Origin of the sequence: Telluribacter sp. (genome assembly GCF_035998675.1) — a bacterium.
GTDB lineage: Bacteria > Bacteroidota > Bacteroidia > Cytophagales > Spirosomataceae > Telluribacter.
Window position 1 is genome coordinate 227,922 of sequence record NZ_DASYHI010000019.1, and the last position, 17,302, is coordinate 245,223.

At 51.5% G+C, this 17,302-nt stretch carries 12 protein-coding genes; 4 read left to right on the plus strand and 8 right to left on the minus strand.

The genetic code is table 11. The annotated features are described in order from the left end of the window. Both VGN67_RS13245 and VGN67_RS13250 read right to left on the minus strand, forming a co-directional pair. Complete coding sequence (locus VGN67_RS13245; RefSeq protein ID WP_327487319.1) at window positions 1-1,251, minus strand: hypothetical protein; 1,251 nt, start codon at window positions 1,249-1,251, stop codon at window positions 1-3. After that, window positions 1,248-2,519, minus strand: a complete 1,272-nt coding sequence (locus VGN67_RS13250) for a hypothetical protein (protein ID WP_327487320.1) — start codon at window positions 2,517-2,519, stop codon at window positions 1,248-1,250. Before VGN67_RS13250 ends, VGN67_RS13245 begins: the two co-directional genes overlap by 4 nt. A 229-nt stretch (window positions 2,520-2,748) precedes the next feature. Here VGN67_RS13250 and VGN67_RS13255 point away from each other — a divergent pair, with 229 nt between their 5' ends. From VGN67_RS13255 to VGN67_RS13265, 3 genes are all read left to right on the plus strand, one after another. After that, a complete protein-coding gene (locus VGN67_RS13255; protein WP_327487503.1) occupies window positions 2,749-3,888 on the plus strand; it encodes an acyl-CoA dehydrogenase in 1,140 nt (379 codons plus the stop codon). Window positions 3,889-4,062: 174 nt separating this feature from the next. After that, complete coding sequence (locus VGN67_RS13260) at window positions 4,063-4,992, plus strand: AraC family transcriptional regulator (protein WP_327487321.1); 930 nt, start codon at window positions 4,063-4,065, stop codon at window positions 4,990-4,992. 648 nt (window positions 4,993-5,640) lie between these two features. Beyond that, window positions 5,641-6,978: a hypothetical protein gene (locus VGN67_RS13265; RefSeq protein ID WP_327487322.1), complete on the plus strand. Its 1,338-nt coding sequence runs from the start codon at window positions 5,641-5,643 to the stop codon at window positions 6,976-6,978. Between the two features lie 91 nt (window positions 6,979-7,069). Here VGN67_RS13265 and VGN67_RS13270 read toward each other — a convergent pair whose 3' ends face one another. The 6 genes from VGN67_RS13270 to glpK all read right to left on the minus strand — a co-directional run bounded on the left by VGN67_RS13270 (window position 7,070) and on the right by glpK (window position 14,824). Beyond that, window positions 7,070-8,464, minus strand: a complete 1,395-nt coding sequence (locus VGN67_RS13270) for an NADH-quinone oxidoreductase subunit N (protein WP_327487323.1) — start codon at window positions 8,462-8,464, stop codon at window positions 7,070-7,072. A 50-nt stretch (window positions 8,465-8,514) separates the two neighbouring features. Then, a complete protein-coding gene (locus VGN67_RS13275; RefSeq protein ID WP_327487324.1) occupies window positions 8,515-9,963 on the minus strand; it encodes an NADH-quinone oxidoreductase subunit M in 1,449 nt (482 codons plus the stop codon). Window positions 9,964-9,996: 33 nt separating this feature from the next. Then, window positions 9,997-11,916 carry an NADH-quinone oxidoreductase subunit L gene (gene nuoL, locus VGN67_RS13280; RefSeq protein ID WP_327487325.1) on the minus strand — a complete coding sequence of 640 codons (1,920 nt, stop codon included), beginning with the start codon at window positions 11,914-11,916 and terminating at the stop codon, window positions 9,997-9,999. Window positions 11,917-12,002: 86 nt separating this feature from the next. Continuing rightward, window positions 12,003-12,353: an NADH-quinone oxidoreductase subunit NuoK gene (nuoK, locus tag VGN67_RS13285; RefSeq protein ID WP_327487326.1), complete on the minus strand. Its 351-nt coding sequence runs from the start codon at window positions 12,351-12,353 to the stop codon at window positions 12,003-12,005. 92 nt (window positions 12,354-12,445) lie between these two features. Continuing rightward, the gene (locus VGN67_RS13290) at window positions 12,446-13,255 is read right to left on the minus strand and encodes an exonuclease domain-containing protein (protein WP_327487327.1); all 810 of its coding nucleotides are present in this window, start codon (window positions 13,253-13,255) and stop codon (window positions 12,446-12,448) included. Window positions 13,256-13,324: 69 nt separating this feature from the next. Beyond that, window positions 13,325-14,824, minus strand: coding sequence for a glycerol kinase GlpK (gene glpK / locus VGN67_RS13295; RefSeq protein ID WP_327487328.1), 1,500 nt, complete (start codon window positions 14,822-14,824; stop codon window positions 13,325-13,327). A 148-nt stretch (window positions 14,825-14,972) separates the two neighbouring features. Between glpK and pbpC the strand changes: the two genes are divergently transcribed. Continuing rightward, a complete protein-coding gene (pbpC, locus tag VGN67_RS13300) occupies window positions 14,973-17,273 on the plus strand; it encodes a penicillin-binding protein 1C (protein WP_414717325.1) in 2,301 nt (766 codons plus the stop codon). Window positions 17,274-17,302 lie beyond the last annotated feature (29 nt).

The following is a 17,302-nucleotide window of genomic DNA, read 5'->3' on the forward strand; positions in this document are numbered from 1 at the left end:
CTAAATAGCAGCTCTTTTGGGAAAAGCCAGCCCGATGAAATAGATAGTCAGCCCCACAATGCCTACCTGCATCAGATAGTCAATAATCAATGCAGAAGATGCGAAGACATCCGCCGGAGACAGGTACTTGGGCATTCCCAGTCGCCACCAGTAGGAAGGATGCACTACGCACAACAGATTGTACAGGAGTAAGAGGAGTACCTGCTGGCGGTTCTGCCAGTCAATGATGTAAAATACCAGCGGGAGCAGGAACAGAAACAAGTAGTTGCTGTAAGCACTTTGCTGCACGATCATCATGGTAGCGTACAGCACCACCCACACCTGCGACAGCATCTGGTAGAAAGGAGCCTCCCGCAGCCGCCAGGCGGCCAGGGTACCTAACCCTACCGATACCAGCAGTCCAATCCAGTTCCAGAACTTCTCACCGGTGCCCATGGCATTAAACGCCCACGGATTCAGTACCGACAGCACATTGGGAGCCCGCAAAACGCTGGCCTCTCCCAGGGGCTGCATAAACTCCCAGCCCACGAGGCTGTAAAGTACTATAACCGTAACAATGCCTACCAGCCCCAGCGAAATCAGCATTGTGAGCCGCTGGGGCTCCAGCAGAAACAAAGGCGCAAGAATAAGCACAAAAACAGCCTTCGTCATAAGTAAACCAACCGCTAGTACCAGACTATAGGCTACTACACTTTGCGTGCGCTGCCGTACCAGCCAGGCCAGTACCACAAACAGCCACATCCAGACATCTTCCTGCGCTCCTACTACGCACAAAATAAGTGCTCCGGGCAATATCAGGTAAAGCAAGGCCTTGTACCGTAATTCTTCCGGGAGCTCCCGCGACTGGCGGTGCCGGTAAAAAACGTAGGTCAAGGCCAGCGCTACCCCATCCATCAGCGCCATTATGAGTACGATCATCCGGGGGCTGTACCAAAGTACCGCGCCTGCGCCAAGGAAGTAGGAATAAAAAGGAGAATAGGGTGACCAGAAGTCGCGGTAGACTATTTTCCCGGCCGCCGCCTCACTGGCCATCATCCAGAAGCCGTTGACATCTGAAGTCGGCTCAAAGCCAGCTACCAGGTAAACCGCCATAAAAGGGACCAAACGGAACAGAAGCCATCCGGTGCCCAGTACCACGGAAGTACTTTTTCCCCTGAGCCATTGGGTAATAGCTGCTTTTTGATAAAGTACTACCCCAACCAGTAACAGCGCTGCCAGGCTCAGGCCTGCTTTGGCAAGGATAATACTCATACCAGCACCGGAATTTGCCGCTCTACCACCTTACGGTACGCCTGTTTCAGAATCCAGAAGTAGCAAAGTATACTGAGCAACTGGAGTAGGTACTCAAAAAGAAAGACCGGATTAGCAAACATACCAAAGCTGGTATAGGAAGGTTGGTCATAATATACATACACAAAGGGCTGCACTACGGTCAGCCAACTTACGGCCAACAGTACCCCAATGTGCCAGGCCTTACGAACTTCAATCAGTTCAAACACGACCGCCACCAGGTACGCAATAATATAGGCTCCCGGCGCACTGGCCTGAAATATCATCATACACACAAAGGTAGCCACAAATAACCCCGGCAGCGTTTCTGTTATGTGTCGGTTGCGGCTCCGGTAAGCCATATAGCTCGGGATAAGGATTGTAAATACCAGTCCGATCCAGTTAAGCAGGGTCGACTCTTTTTCATTGATACTGAAAAAGAGCTCAATAAAAGGTCGCGAGATTGAAAAAAGATTTGGGGTCATGAGTTGCTCCGTATGCCGGATTGGCATCAGAAACAGGTCGCCAATGTGGTAGTATAGAAAAGCCACCGCCGGTAACCCCACCGCCGCCATAACGGCCAGCATCCTGACGGGCCTGCGCACTACCAGCAGCAAAGGCGGCAGGAAGAAAATAAAGGTTACTTTAATGGTAAGCAAAGCCAAGGCGAACAGAAGCCCCAGTCCCACTTCATAGTCGGTAGATTTCTTAAGGGTGTGGCGAAGCATCAGTAAAGCTATCCCCCAGAACCAGACCTCCTCCTGCCCGTCAACAAGTACATACATAAACGAGGCCGGTAGCAGCCAATACAGAACCGTAAGCTGCAGGGCGTTGGGGAGCCGGTGCTTATAGGTACGGTACGTAAGCCACAGAATTGCCGCCTCCATCAGTACCATCAACAGCACAATAGCGCGGGCATTGTGCCACACCCAAACCGGCAGGCTGATAATATAGGCATAAAGAGGAGCATGGTACGACCAGAAATCGCGGTAGACAAAGCCCCCGGCCTTGGCTCCTTCGGCTTTGTAGAAAAAAAACGGAACATCGCCGCGCGGGTCCTCATTAAGCAGGATAAAGATTCCGATCCAGGGGAGTAAACGGAACAGCAGAAATCCCAGCCCGAATACCAGCCCCTCCTTTTCATGCTGCCATTTAGCAAAAAGCGGCTGCCGACGAACAACCCAGATAATTCCTGCTGTAAGTACTACGTTAAGAAGCAGTTTTATATAAAAAACCGTAAGGATGGGCATACGATGGGTAAATACTTTTACTTCAAACCGGCAGCTTTCCTTCCGGCTGGCAGATTTAATTTATGGTACAAAACTATATAGTTTACCACAAAAACTGTAACCTCATCGTTATGTTTTCAAAATCCCGAATCAGTATGCTTGCATACTATATCAAAATGGCCTAAATTTGGTTATATAACTTCATCAACAGATCTAAAGGAATATGGCAATAACTGCAGAATGGCCCGGCATGGACTTCAACCTGAGCGAAGAACACGAAGCTGTACAGCAAGCAGCCCGTGATTTTGCTCAGAATGATTTGCTGCCGGGGGTAATAGAGCGTGATAATGCGCAGAAGTTTGACCCAACCCTGCTCCAGCGCCTGGGTGACCTGGGTTTTTTGGGAATGATGGTATCTCCCGAGTACGGAGGAGGGGGTATGGATACAGTTTCTTACGCCATAGCCATTGAAGAAATTTCAAAGATAGACGCATCGGCCTCGGTCATTATGTCCGTTAATAACTCCCTGGTGTGCTGGGGACTGGAGAAATACGGGAATGAAGACCAAAAGCAAAGGTACCTGACGCGCCTGGCGGCGGGTGAAATCATAGGTGCTTTTTGCCTTTCTGAACCGGAGGCTGGCTCGGATGCTACCTCCCAGCATACTATTGCCGAGGATAAAGGTGACTACTACCTGCTCAACGGGACCAAAAACTGGATTACCAATGGCAATACCGCTTCGGTATACCTGGTGATGGCCCAAACCTACCCGGAGAAAGGCCACCGGGGCATCAACTGCCTCATTGTTGAAAAAGGCTGGGAGGGATTTTCGGTTGGTAAGAAAGAAGACAAAATGGGTATTCGGGCTTCGGATACGCACTCCCTGATGTTCTCGGATGTGAAGGTACCCAAGGAAAACCGGATTGGCGAAGACGGACTGGGCTTCAAATTTGCCATGGGTACCCTCAACGGCGGCCGTATTGGCATTGCCGCCCAGGCGCTGGGCATTGCCGCCGGTGCCTACGAGCTGGCCCTGGCTTATGCCCAGGAACGCAAATCCTTCGGAAAGCCTATATTTGAGCATCAGGCCGTGCAATTCAAATTAGCCGATATGGCCACCCGGATTGAGGCCGCCCGGCTGCTGGTGTACAAGGCTGCCCGGCTAAAAGACGAAGGAAAGGAGTATGTCAAGGCGGCAGCCATGGCCAAACTCTATGCTTCCGACGTGGCTATGTGGGCTACCACCGAGGCCGTTCAGGTCCATGGCGGCTATGGGTACGTGAAAGAGTATCACGTAGAGAGGCTCATGCGGGACGCCAAAATCACCCAGATTTACGAAGGTACATCAGAAATACAAAAACTTGTGATAGCCAGAGAGCTCCTGAAATAGGGTTGTAGCCCCATTTTTCGAAATTTTATAAAAAAAGTACACGATTTGTAGGTATAATCGTGTACTTTTTTTTTATTTTCGCTATATGGATACTTGTATTAGTTTTGTACAATTTATTAGATTTGTACAAAAATAAGAATTACAAGGCAATTGCATGCCTCTAAAATACATGTCATGGAAGACTACAACAAGATTATCGAATCACTTGGGGTTAAGTTTGTAAGGGCTCGTCACATCCGCATTTTACAGCCAATTACAATCAAAAACTTTTATGATGTACAAAATTCACTCACGATTTTGTACGATGGTGAGGTGTCGTTTGGCACCGAAGAACCGCAGAGAGTAGAGATGGGCGACATGTTGTTCATCCCGGGGGGTAAGCATGCCACGGTCACCTACGGAAACGCCGCTCTGGCCAAAACCGTATCCAACGAAGAGTTCATGACCAATCGTGACAACTACTTTGAAGCCAGCTACAATCCATCCATGATCGGAAAAGTTCCTAATTCCTTCGGATTGATCTCGTTTGAGGCCAAAGTATTTGACACAGTTAATTTCTTTACCTCGCTGGATATTCCGCCTTTCCTGATTAAGCGCGACGATAATATGGCCGCTACCATTAATCAGGTACTGGGCGAAGACATGACCGATACGCCGGGAAAAGGCCGGGTGATCAAGATTAAGACCGAAGAGGTAGTGATTGAGATTATCCGCTATATCTTAAAGAATAAACTTTTCGTAGAGCAGCTCGTCACCAATAGTACCTATTTCAAAGACCCTCGCCTGATCGATATCTTTGCTTATATCAAGGACAACCTCGGGGGTGACCTTTCCAATAAGGTACTTGCCAACGTAGCCAACGTATCCGAAGACTACGTAGGACAGTACTTCAAAATGCTGACCGGTATTAACCCACAGGATTACATTGAATACCAGCGTATGGAGAAAGCCGTTGACCTGCTCCGTACCTCCAAAAAAAGCATCCGGGCTATTGGTGCTGATGTAGGATACAAAGATACTGCCTACTTCTGCCGCCGCTTCAAGATGATGTTCGGTATTCCGGCCGGAAAAATGCGTCGTCGCGAGTCTTTGATGAACGTATAGACCCAAAGCTCTTTTTTCCAAATCAAAAAGAGAAGCATTAAAAATGCTTCTCTTTTTGATTTTTAGCTAGCTTCGTTTACTTTTGATTTTATAATACGCCCTCCTTGCTCGTTACGCCCCGACACTATTGTCTAACAAGTAAGCCGTATTATGTTACTATCTTTGCTCAATGCCTATTCAAGGCAATCAAAAGTCCTGCTGCTTATCAGCGACTTTGTCAAAAGAAGAGCTACATTACTTTTTGTCGTAGCATCAACCGTACCGTTCCTATTCTTCCTAATTTATTATGACCTCTTTAAGCTGAATTACCCGCAGCACGAAGACTTACTTTCTATGACCTTTGTCCGCCATTGGTCAACCCATTCCTGGAGCAGTCTGCTTGACGAATGGGTTTCGCACGGGTTTGGGCACCGGTATCCTTTTTCCCGTTCTGTTTCGTTAATCGCAGCTCTTCTTAACGGGGGAGAATTAGATATTACCCATACGGGTAGAGTAGGTCTCCTTTTCCTGATGCTGTTTTATGCTCTTTTTACTTTTATACTGTACCGCTCCCGCCTTCCGCTGTTTTACAGCTTACCTTTAGCCTTTTTACTATTCCAGCCTCAGCTAAGGACCTACCTGTTCTGGTCTTTGATTAACCAGCTTTACATGCCTTCCCTATTTTTTGCCCTGGTAGCGGTATGGCTGTTAACCAAAGACGGCTGGAAGCGGGTTATAGCCGCGCTGGCCTGTGTAGTGATAGCGGTAAGTGCCTTTTCCAGCGGTTTATTAGGCTACGGAGCCGGGGCTCTGGTACTGTTTTTACGGAAACGCTGGGGGTATTTGGCAATCTGGTGTTTAGCCGCCATCCTGACGGCGGCCTTGTACTTCCGTAACTATACGCAGCCCGGTTGGGGCCTGCCCGAATTCAGCCCTTACGACAACCCCTTATCTGTCTGGCTGCTTATCAGGTACATTATTCTTTATATTGGGGGCATACTGCACTTTCACCCCACTTCTGTGAGTGAATCAACCATTTACAATCCTGCTCATTGGGGTAGTTATTTACTCGGCCTGGCCAGCAGTAGTATCATAATGTACACCTTACTGGTGGCATGGGCTGGCAACTGGCCTTTTCTGGCTAAAAGAATACCGGAATGGATGCAGAAAAAATCTGACTGGTGGCAGCGTTATCCGCGCATTCGCTTATTCATTACCGGAGCAGTGGCCCTGCTGTTCGTTACCATTTATATGGTTGTTAACGGCCGGACTACCCCTGAGTATGGCGATCAGCTGTTTAAACCCCGGCTCATTTTATATCCTACTATTACGGTCGCCATGGCCTATATGATGGCACTGTGGCTCGCGGGCCGATTCCGCCAGCGGGTGTTTGTTACATCGCTTTTCTTGGCGCTTATCTATTGTTTCCTGAGCTATTTCTACCGGATTGACTCCCGCATCAGGGAGAAGCGCTTCCACACGACCTCCCTGTACAACTACCTGCACAACAAGCCTGGCTTTATGAATGATTTTGGAACCTGGGGGGGAGGCAATCAGAAATACAATAAACCCAATGTAGACTCAGCCATACTTGCCGGTGTTTACAAACCAACGGACCCTGCCTTTCTGCGCCATGCCCGGCTGGTTAGCCCCGAAAGGACCGATTTACCGAAACTCACAATAAAATATGACAGTCGGAATAACACCTACACTTTTAGAAGCAGGGACCTCCGCATCGCGTACCGCCACTACCAGAACTACTACCTCGTGCTTCGTAGCTCTGCGTCCCAGTTTGTGCTTTCTCTGACCCCCGGCCAAACCTCCCTGACGTACTTCCTCAGAACGGGCCAATACTACGCGGGCGACATAGCGACTGACGTTACCGCTTTCTCTTTACCGGAAGGTAAGTACCGGGTAGGGGTACTCGCTCATCTAAATAATCCTTACTATTCTTTTCAACCCGACTCCATTACTATTCAGCGTAAACGGCCGTCGGAGTGGTGGTAGTAGTACTACCAAAAGAGAGAGGCGACTGATGGATTCAGCCGCCTCTCTCGATTCAGCCGCCTCTCTCTTTGATTTATAGTATACCAGTAAATTACAGGATTTGCTCAAAAAAGCCGGGAACCAACCCAAACAGGATAGTAATAACCGTAGCGGCCACCAGTACTATCTGGTAAAAGGGAGCAATGCGGATTTTGGCGGTAGTACCTTCTTTCATGTACGACGCAATTACCACCCGGAAGTAGTAATAAATACCTACCGCCGACATCAGCACGGCTACCACCAGCAGCCACACCAGCCCGCGCTCGGCCGCGCTGCTGAATACATAGAACTTACCCCAGAAACCCGCCGTAAGCGGTATACCCGCCAGCGACAGCATGGAAACGGTCAGTACAAAGGCCAGGAGCGGGTTGTGCTGCGCCAGACCGTTAAAGGCATCGTAGCTTTCGTTGGGGCGACCATTCAGCGACTTTTCCCGGGCCACCAGCATCAGTACTCCAAAGGCACTGATCGTAGCAACGGAGTAAGCCATGGAATAAAACAGGATCGACATCTCCGTCTGCCTCGACAGCGCCGTCAGGGCTATCAGCAGGTACCCGGCGTGGGATATACTCGAGTACGCCATCATGCGCTTGAAGCTGTCCTGGTACACGGCAACTACGTTACCTACGAACAGCGTCAGGACGGTAACACCAGCCAGGGTAATCCACCAGAAACTATAAATGTCCGAAAACGAGTGGGACAGCAACCGGAAGATAGCGGCAAAACCGGCGGTCTTGACGATGGTGGACATAAAGGTGGTAAAAATGGTAGGGGCACCATCGTACACATCGGGAGTCCAGAAGTGAAAAGGAGCCGCCGACACTTTAAACAGCATCCCGATCAGTAACAGCAGCAGGCCCGCGTACAAAATATAAGGCTCGGGTCCCTGGCCTGCACTCACAAATCCCTGAATACCCGTCAGGGTAAAGGTACCGGTGGCGCCGTACAGCAGCGCTATGCCAAAAAGCATGATTCCGGTCGCAAAGGCCCCCATCAGGAAGTACTTAAGAGCGGCTTCGTTGGAACGAAGATTCCGTTTGTCGCTCCCGGTAAGGATGTACATAGCTACCGACAGAATCTCTACCCCGATAAAAAACATTATCAGGTGCTCATAGCCAATCATCATGAAGGCACCTACCAGCGAAAAGGTCATGATACCAAAGTACTCGGCGGGCTGGGCTTCGTCATCGTCCTGGAAACCCCGTGTCATAGCCACAATCATAAAGGCCGATATAAGTACTATGGCGTTGAAAGTCAGGGAAACTTTATTTACCGCAAACATGCCATAGAAATAAAGAAACGGACCCTGGTTCCAGTCAATGAAGTTGCTTGCCAGCGCCAAAGCCAGGAACAACAGCGTAGCGGGCAGTAAGATGTTCTTTGATTTCAGAAATCCCAGAAACAGGAGAACGATACCAAGAACGGACAGCAATACAATAGGATACATAAGTTTTATAGTCGTTAGTCGTCAGGCCGGTACAGTACCGTCAGCCCGTATTAACCATTTATGAAACGTAGTAATTGACTTACAGTAGGTTCGGTCAGCTGCAGGAACGTAGCCGGATAAAGCCCAATCCAGAACACCATAATGACCAGTGGTACCAGCACTGCCCGCTCGCTTATACTCAGGTCCGCAAACTGCTCCGTTACTACCGAGCGGGTACCAAACATTGACTTCTGAAAAAGGCGCAGCATGTAAACGGCCCCCAGAATAATGGTAAGACCGGCCACGGCACCCAGCCAGCCGTTGTACTCAAATACACCCGCCAGTAGCAGGAACTCCCCCACAAAGGCGTTGGTCAGGGGTAGCGCCACACTCCCCAGCAGGAGAATCATGAAATAGACCGACAAACGTGGAGTAGTTTGGGTAATCCCTCCCAGCTGGTCAAGATTACGGGTACGGGTGCGGGAGAAGATAATCTCTACGATGAAGAACATGCCTACCACGTTAATACCGTGCGCCAGCATCTGAATCAGGGCGCCCTGTAGGCCATTTAGCGTAGTAGAAAACACACCGGCGGCCATGAGCCCTACGTGCGCGAAGGACGAGTACGCAATCAGACGCTTCATATCGCGCTGCTTGATGGCAATGATGGAGCCGTACACAATACCAATCACCGACAGTACAATGGCTACGGCGCCCCACTCTTCCAGCGCCAGCGGTACTATGGGTAGCAGCAGACGGATAAGGCCATAAACTCCCATTTTCAGCATAATTCCCGCCAGCAGCATGGTAGCCGGGGTAGGCGATTCGGTATAGGTGTCGGGCTGCCAGGTATGGAACGGGAACACCGGCATTTTGATAGCAAAGGCTATAAACAGCGCCCAGAATACCCAGCCCTGGCTGGAAGCATCAAGCTGCAGGTTATAAAAAGCGGTGATTTCGGAGGAATGGGTACCGGGGGTCTGGAGGTACAGGTACACAAACGCCACCAGCATGAACAAGCTACCAAATATGGTATAGATAAAAAATTTGAAGGTTACCTTCAGACGGTTTTCACCTCCCCACAACGCCGACAGGAAGTACACCGGAATCAGCGCGGCTTCGAAGAAAAAATAAAACAGGAAAGCATCTGTGGCTGTAAATACCCCCACCAGAGCCGCCTCCATAAAAAGAATCAGCGAGTAAAAAGCGGGCGCGTTGCGGTAGTCGTGACCGAAGGTCGACAGTACGATCAGCGGCGACAAGAAGGTAGTCAGCAGTACCAGCAACATACTGATACCGTCCAGACCAGCCCCGAGCGTAACGCCGGCGGACTGGATCCAGTTGTACTTAAAGCCAAACTGAAGTCCGGCTACCGGGTCAAACTGGCTCCACACCACCACGGCCACAATCAGTTCGGCCAGGGCTCCCATCAGGGCCAGCTGCCTGGCGTGACGCCCTCCGATGCTTAGCGTAAGTACCCCCGTAAGGGCAGGTATAAGTAGTAAGAGGAAAGTAAACATGAGTTTAATTCTTTTTCTTTATCGAAAAATAGCTTAACGAATCAGCAGGTTCCAGAACAGGATTACCACAATACCCACTACCATCGCAAATATATAGTAGCCGGTAGAGCCCGTCTGGGTTTGCCGTACCTGTCCGGACAGCCCTTTTACCAGGCGTCCGGTTCCGTTCACGACCAGGTCAATGAAAAATTCGCCAAAGCTGTACAGCAGGTTAGACAAGGTACCTATGGGCCGTACAAAAACAGCGTTGTAGATTTCGTCAATGTAGTACTTGTTGTACACCACCCGCTGCAGGGCCGGACGCTCCACCGACTCGGGGGCAGGTACTGCCTGACGGCTCACGTACATTACGTAGGCGGCACCAGCAGCTACCAGAGCCACCACTACCGAAACGCCCATCAGCAGGTACTCTTCCGAATGTCCGAGTGTAGTAGCAGCAAAGGCTTCGGGATTGACCAGACGCGCGCCTTCGTACAATGGACTCATAAACTCGGCCAGGTAGTGGGTACCTCCCAGCGCTTCGGGTACGCCCATAAATCCACCCACGGCCGAGAACACCGCCAGAATAATCAGGGGAATGGTCATGGACGAAGGTGATTCGTGCAGGTGATGTGCCTGCTCGTGGGTACCTCTGAAATCACCAAAGAAGGTAAGAAACAAGAGGCGGAACATGTAGAAGGACGTCATGAACGAACCAACCAGACCCAGTACCCACAAGACTTTGTTATGCTCAAAAGCGTGCGCCAGAATCTCATCCTTGGAGAAGAAACCCGCAAACGGAGGTATACCCGCGATAGCTACGGTACCAATCAGGAAGGTAAGGAAGGTAATAGGTAACTTTTTACGTAAACCTCCCATAAACCGAATATCCTGCTCGTCGGACATGGCATGAATTACACTACCCGCACCTAAGAAAAGCAAGGCTTTGAAAAAAGCATGCGTAATAACGTGAAACATAGAAGCCGAGTAGGCCATCACACCCAGTGCCACAAACATATAACCCAGCTGACTCACCGTCGAGTAGGCAAGTACTTTCTTGATATCGTTCTGCAGCAGACCAATGGAAGCAGCCAGTAATACCGTGGCTATTCCCACAATGGAGACGACTTCCAGTGTGAACGGCGCCAGAGAATAAAGTACGTTGGAACGGATAACCATATAGATGCCCGCCGTCACCATAGTAGCGGCGTGAATCAGGGCCGACACCGGCGTAGGACCCGCCATAGCGTCGGGCAGCCAGGTAAAGAGGGGAATCTGGGCTGATTTACCCATGGCTCCCACAAACAGCAGCAGGGTAATAGTTACCACCATTGGGTCACCTACCGACAGCCGCGTGGCCTGACTGAATACCTCCGTGTACTCTACCGACCCGAAGGTGGCGATAATGGTAAAAATCCCCAGCAGAAAGCCCAAATCCCCGATGCGGTTCATGATGAAGGCTTTGCGGGCGGCGTTGTTGTAATCCGTATTTTTATTCCAGAAGCCAATGAGCAGGTACGAGCAAAGACCTACGCCCTCCCAGCCAATGAACATGATAACGTAGTTGGACCCCATCACCAGCAGCAGCATGAAGAAAAGGAAGAGGTTCAGGAAGGCAAAGAATTTGCCGAAGCCCTCGTCGTGCTTCATGTAGCCGATGGAGTAAATGTGAATCAGGGAGCCTACCCCGGTCACAATCATCAGCATCAGCAGGGAAAGCTGGTCAATCTGGAACGAAAAGGGAATAGTCAGGTTCCCAACGGTAATCCAGTCAAAAAGCGAAACGACCTGCGTTTCATTGCCGGCCGCTTTGAAGGCACTCAGTACGGCTACCGACACCGCAAAACTACCCAGGGCAGCCAGCGAGCCAATCACTCCCACGGCCCCTTTCGGGACGCGACGAAATCCGATACCATTAATAAGAAAACCTATTAAGGGGAGGAGAGGTATCAGAACAAGTAAGGAAGCAGACATAATTTTAATAAAGAATAGTAAGGTGATTCTTCGCTCATTGATAGTATATAGTCAGCTATCAACTGTGGCATCCGGGCCTTACAGAATCACCATTTTAGTTTGTTAAGAAAACCAACGTCAGTCGTTCGGGTATTCCGGTAAATCATTACGATAATAGCCAGCCCCACCGCTACTTCCGCCGCGGCCACCGCCATAATAAAAAATACGAATACCTGCCCGGCCGGGTCAGATTTGTAGGAAGAAAAAGCAATCAGGAGCAGATTGGCCGCGTTCAGCATCAGCTCCACGGACATAAATATAACTATAGCATTACGCCGGGTAAGTACCCCTATAATGCCTATGACAAACAAAGCAGTACTCAGGATTAAGTAGTTCTTTAGGGGAATAAGCTGTATGATTTCCGGCACGGCCGGTAGTTGCATCATCGAGGGTTCCATTTTTGTATTTTTCTTAGCTCAGGATTCTCAATAAAAATTTCCGCAAAACTACTCATAAATACTACTTACTCAACATAAAGCCCCGGATAATTCTATCGCTCCGTGAGAGCCCGTAGTTTAATTTCGGTGAGTTTGCGTTTAGTATCGAGCGGAAATTCTCCTTTTAACATCCAATCGTAGAAGTATGGCTCCTGTTTGAGCACATCATTTACGCGTTTTCCGTTATGCTTGCCAAAGTTAAAAACCTCTTCTCCTTTGTCATTATAGACCATCCGGCCGGCAAAATCAACCGTGCGGGTAGCCGTCAGATTGTGTAATATTTCAATATCGTTTTGTATGGGCTCCACCTCCCTGCCCTTTTCATCTTTAATCTTTACCCCGGCGTAGCGGACCACCTGCGCATTAAGTACTTCGTAGGTAGCCAGGGCATCGGCTTCGGCCGTGTGGGCATCGGTTAATTCTTTGCCGCAGTAAAACTTGTAAGCCGCCGACAAACTACGCGGTTCCATCATATGAAAGATCCGCTGGGCATCCACCAGCCGACGGCCCTTCACATCGAAGTCTACCCCGACGCGCAGAAACTCCTCCATCAAAAGGGGCACGTCGAAGCGATTGCTGTTGAAACCCGCCAGGTCGCAGCCTTCCAGGAAAGCGGCAATACTTTTGGCAATGCCCTTAAAGGTGGGGCAATCCTTTACATCCTCATCGTAGATACCATGAATCATGCTCGTTTCCAGCGGAATGGGCATCTCCGGATTTACCCGGTGCGTACGTATGTCCAGTTCCCCGTTGGGCAGCGCCTTCACCACGGATATTTCGACGATACGGTCGCGTATGATATTGATGCCGGTGGTTTCGAGGTCAAAAAAAGCCAGCGGCTTTTTCAGAATGAGGGTATGCATACGGAGCTATTTTGGTAAATGTGCCGCGAAGTTACGGGTTACCCAGCAGATAGCCCAACGTAAGGTACTTTAATCCATCCACCCGAACGATTTGGTAACCGCTTTACTCCAGCCCCGGTGTAGCTCAGTACGTTTTTCTTCGCTCATGGCGGGCTCCCAGGTATGCGCCACCGACCAGTTACGGCGCAGGTCGTCGAGGCCTTCCCAGTAGCCAACAGCCAGACCGGCCGCATAGGCAGCACCCAGGGCGGTGGTTTCGGCCACGGCGGGTGCTACTACGGGCGCTCCCAGCATATCGGCCTGAAACTGCATCAGCAGCTGATTGGCCACCATGCCACCATCCACCCGCAGCGACGACAGTTCTATGCCCGAGTCCTGCTCCATGGCTTTTACCACATCCAGGGTCTGGTAGGCGGTGGCCTCAAGTACCGCCCGGGCTATGTGGCCTTTGTTGACGTAGCGCGTCAGTCCGGCAATAATACCCCGGGCGTCGTTGCGCCAATAGGGCGCGTACAAGCCGGAGAACGCGGGCACGCAGTAGGCGCCACCGTTATCTTCCACGGTTTTGGCCAGTACTTCGATATCGCTACTCTTATTGATAAGTCCCAGGTTATCGCGCACCCACTGCACCAGCGCGCCGGCAATGGCGATACTACCTTCCAGGGCGTATTGCACCGGCTGGTCGCCAAACTTATAGGCAATGGTCGTCAGGAGGCCATTTTCGGAGAGTTTCAGCTCATCTCCGGTATTCATGACCATAAAACAACCAGTGCCGTAGGTATTTTTCGCCATACCGGGTTCAAAACAAGTCTGCCCTACCAGCGCCGCGTGCTGGTCGCCCAGGATACCGGCAATGGGTACCCCCGGCAGTACCTCCGACGATACTTCGCCGTACACTTCACTGCTGCTCCGGATAGTCGGCAGCATGGCTTTGGGTATGTCGTAGGTACTGAGCATATCGTCGTCCCACTGCAGGCTACGCAGGTTCATGAGCTGCGTGCGGCTGGCGTTGGTGACGTCTGTCACGTGGATGCCCGCGCGCGCGCCTCCCGTCAGGTGCCAGATGACGAACGTATCTATGTTCCCAAACAAAGCCTCGCCCTTTTCGGCGTCCGTCCGTACGCCTTCCACATTGTCAAGTACCCATTTCAGTTTCAATCCGCTGAAATAGGTAGATACGGGCAGGCCCGTCTTCTCCCGAAACTGGTTCAGTCCGCCTTCTTTTTCGTACTTCGCTACCAAATCACCGGTACGGGTGTCCTGCCACACCAGCGCGTTGTAGTAAGGTTTGCCGGTGCGGCGGTTCCAGACAACCGTCGTTTCCCTCTGATTGGTAATACCAATGGCCGCGATGTCCGCCGAGGTAGCCGACGCCTTAATACGCGCCAGCGCTATGACTTCGAGCGTATTTTTCCATATCTCGTCAGGATTATGCTCTACCCAGCCCGGCTTGGGATAAATCTGCTCGTGTTCTTTCTGCCCTACGGAAATAATAGTTCCCTGACGGTCAAAGAGGATACAGCGGGTACTGGTAGTTCCCTGGTCAATTGCGGCCACGTATTTGGACATGATAGTAGTAAGGTTTGGCTGGTAGTAGGAATAAAGCGGGAAATAGGTGAATTTTCCGAACAGAGACAAATAGATTTCCAGATTTGTGGCGTTACCTTCACCAGCTACTGATTCTATCGGCCCATTGAAACCAACGTACTTGCTTCGGATTAAAAAAGTACTTCGCACCCGTCTGCTCTGGGCGGGGCTGGTGGTGCTGTTTCTGGGTGCGGGAGCCGACGCACTGTTTCCCTTCCGGCCGGTAGTCCCTTACTCTACCCAGATTACCGCCGCCGATGGTACCATCCTGCACACGTTCCTCAGTCCGGACGACAAGTGGCGGCTCTATACCGAACTACCCGAAATAACACCGCTATTGCGCAAAACCCTCATTTACAAGGAAGACAAGTACTTCTATTCCCATCCGGGGGTGAATCCGGTGGCCATCGGCCGGGCGGCTCTGCGCAACCTCCTTACCGGACGGCGTACTTCCGGGGCCTCCACCATTACCATGCAGGTCGTGCGGCTCCTGCAGCCCCGCCAGCGGACCTATACGAGTAAGCTGATTGAAGTACTACGGGCCCTGCAGCTGGAATGGTACTACTCCAAAGATGAAATCCTGCAGCTGTACCTCAACCTGGTACCCTACGGCGGCAACATCGAGGGAATCAAAGCGGCTTCGCTGCTCTACTTCGGCAAGCCCCCGCAGCTCCTGAGCCTGGCCGAAATCACTGCCCTGACTATTGTACCCAACCGTCCGTCGAGCCTGCAGCCCGGCCGGCAGAACAATCGGCTGCGGGAGGAGCGCAACCGCTGGCTACGGCAGTTTGAAAAAGAGGAGTTATTCGAAAAAAGTACCATTGAGGACGCCCTGAACGAGCCGCTGAATGTGCGCCGGCTCCGACCGCCCCGCCGGGCACCGCACCTGGCTTGGCGGCTAAAAAAGGAGCTTCCCGGCCAACCCATCGTGCAGACTACACTCCACCCGCAGCGACAGGCCCAGACCGAAACGCTGGTGCAGAACTACGTGAATCGCCTCCGGTCGCTCAACATCCATAACGCGGCGGTGGTGGTAGTCAATAACCAGACCGGGGCGGTGGAAGCCTACGTGGGTTCGGCGGATTTCAATAATCCCTTCGACGGCGGACAGGTGGATGGCGTGCGGGCGGTGCGCTCGCCGGGAAGTACCCTCAAGCCGCTGCTGTACGCTACGGCTTTTGACAAAGGGCTGCTGACGCCCAAATCCGTCCTGAACGATGTACCCACCAACTTCAGCGGCTACGAACCCGAAAACTTTGACCAGCGCTTCAACGGCCCCGTCACGATAGAATTCGCTCTGGCTAACTCCCTGAATATACCCGCCGTTAAGGTTTTAAAACATGTAAGTACCCCCATCCTGGTAGACCAGCTGCGAAAGGCGCAGTTCCAGACGGTACACAAGCAGGCCAAAGACCTGGGGCTTTCCATGATTCTGGGTGGCTGCGGCGTCACGCTGGAAGAGCTCACCCGTCTTTTTGCCGCCTTTGCTCACCAGGGCCAGTTCCGCCCCCTGCGCTACCTGACCGAATCGGATACTCTCTCCGGGGGCGAAGCGCTCATTTCGCCAGAAGCCGCCTTCATGATTACCAACGTACTGACGCAGGTCACCCGCCCCGACCTTCCCACCAACTTTGACCATACCTACCGCCTGCCGCGCATAGCCTGGAAAACCGGTACCTCCTACGGCAAGCGCGATGCCTGGAGCCTGGGCTACAACCGCCACTATACGGTGGGCGTGTGGGTGGGGAATTTTTCGGGAGAAGGGGTACCTGAACTCAGCGGGGCCAATACGGCAACGCCCCTGCTGTTCGACATTTTTAATACGATCGACTACAATGCTCCCCGGGACTGGTACCAGCCAGCCGCCAACCTGACCCTGCGAACTGTATGTGCCGCCAGTGGCGATATTCCGGACGAATTTTGTGAGCATAGAATCACCGACTACTACATCGTGGGTATTTCACCGTACCGGCGCTGCCAGCACCGGCGGTGGGTATTTACAGACGAAGCGGCCCGTGTTACCTACTGTACGCACTGCCTGCCGGAACAGGGCTACCTGAAAAAGTCTTACCCCAACCTGCTGCCCGAACTGATTGCCTACTACGAAACCAGGAAGGTACCTTACGAGAAGCTGCCCCCGCACAATCCGGCCTGCGAGCGGGTATTTGGCAAAGGAGCGCCGCTGATCGTCAGTCCCAACGCCAACAGTGAGTACTATGTATATACTAATGAGCCGCAGCAACTCCAGCTCAGTTGCCAGGCCGCCAACGATGTACAGGAAGTATTCTGGTACGTCAACGACCGTCTGCAAAAACGAACTTCGCCCAACGAAGCAGTCTTTATCAGTCCCCCGCCGGGGCGCGTCAAAATCTCGTGCAGCGACGACAAGGGCCGCAATTCCGATATCTGGATTATGGTGAAGAAACTGTGAAAGAAAGTGGTAAAGAAATTATGGAAGAA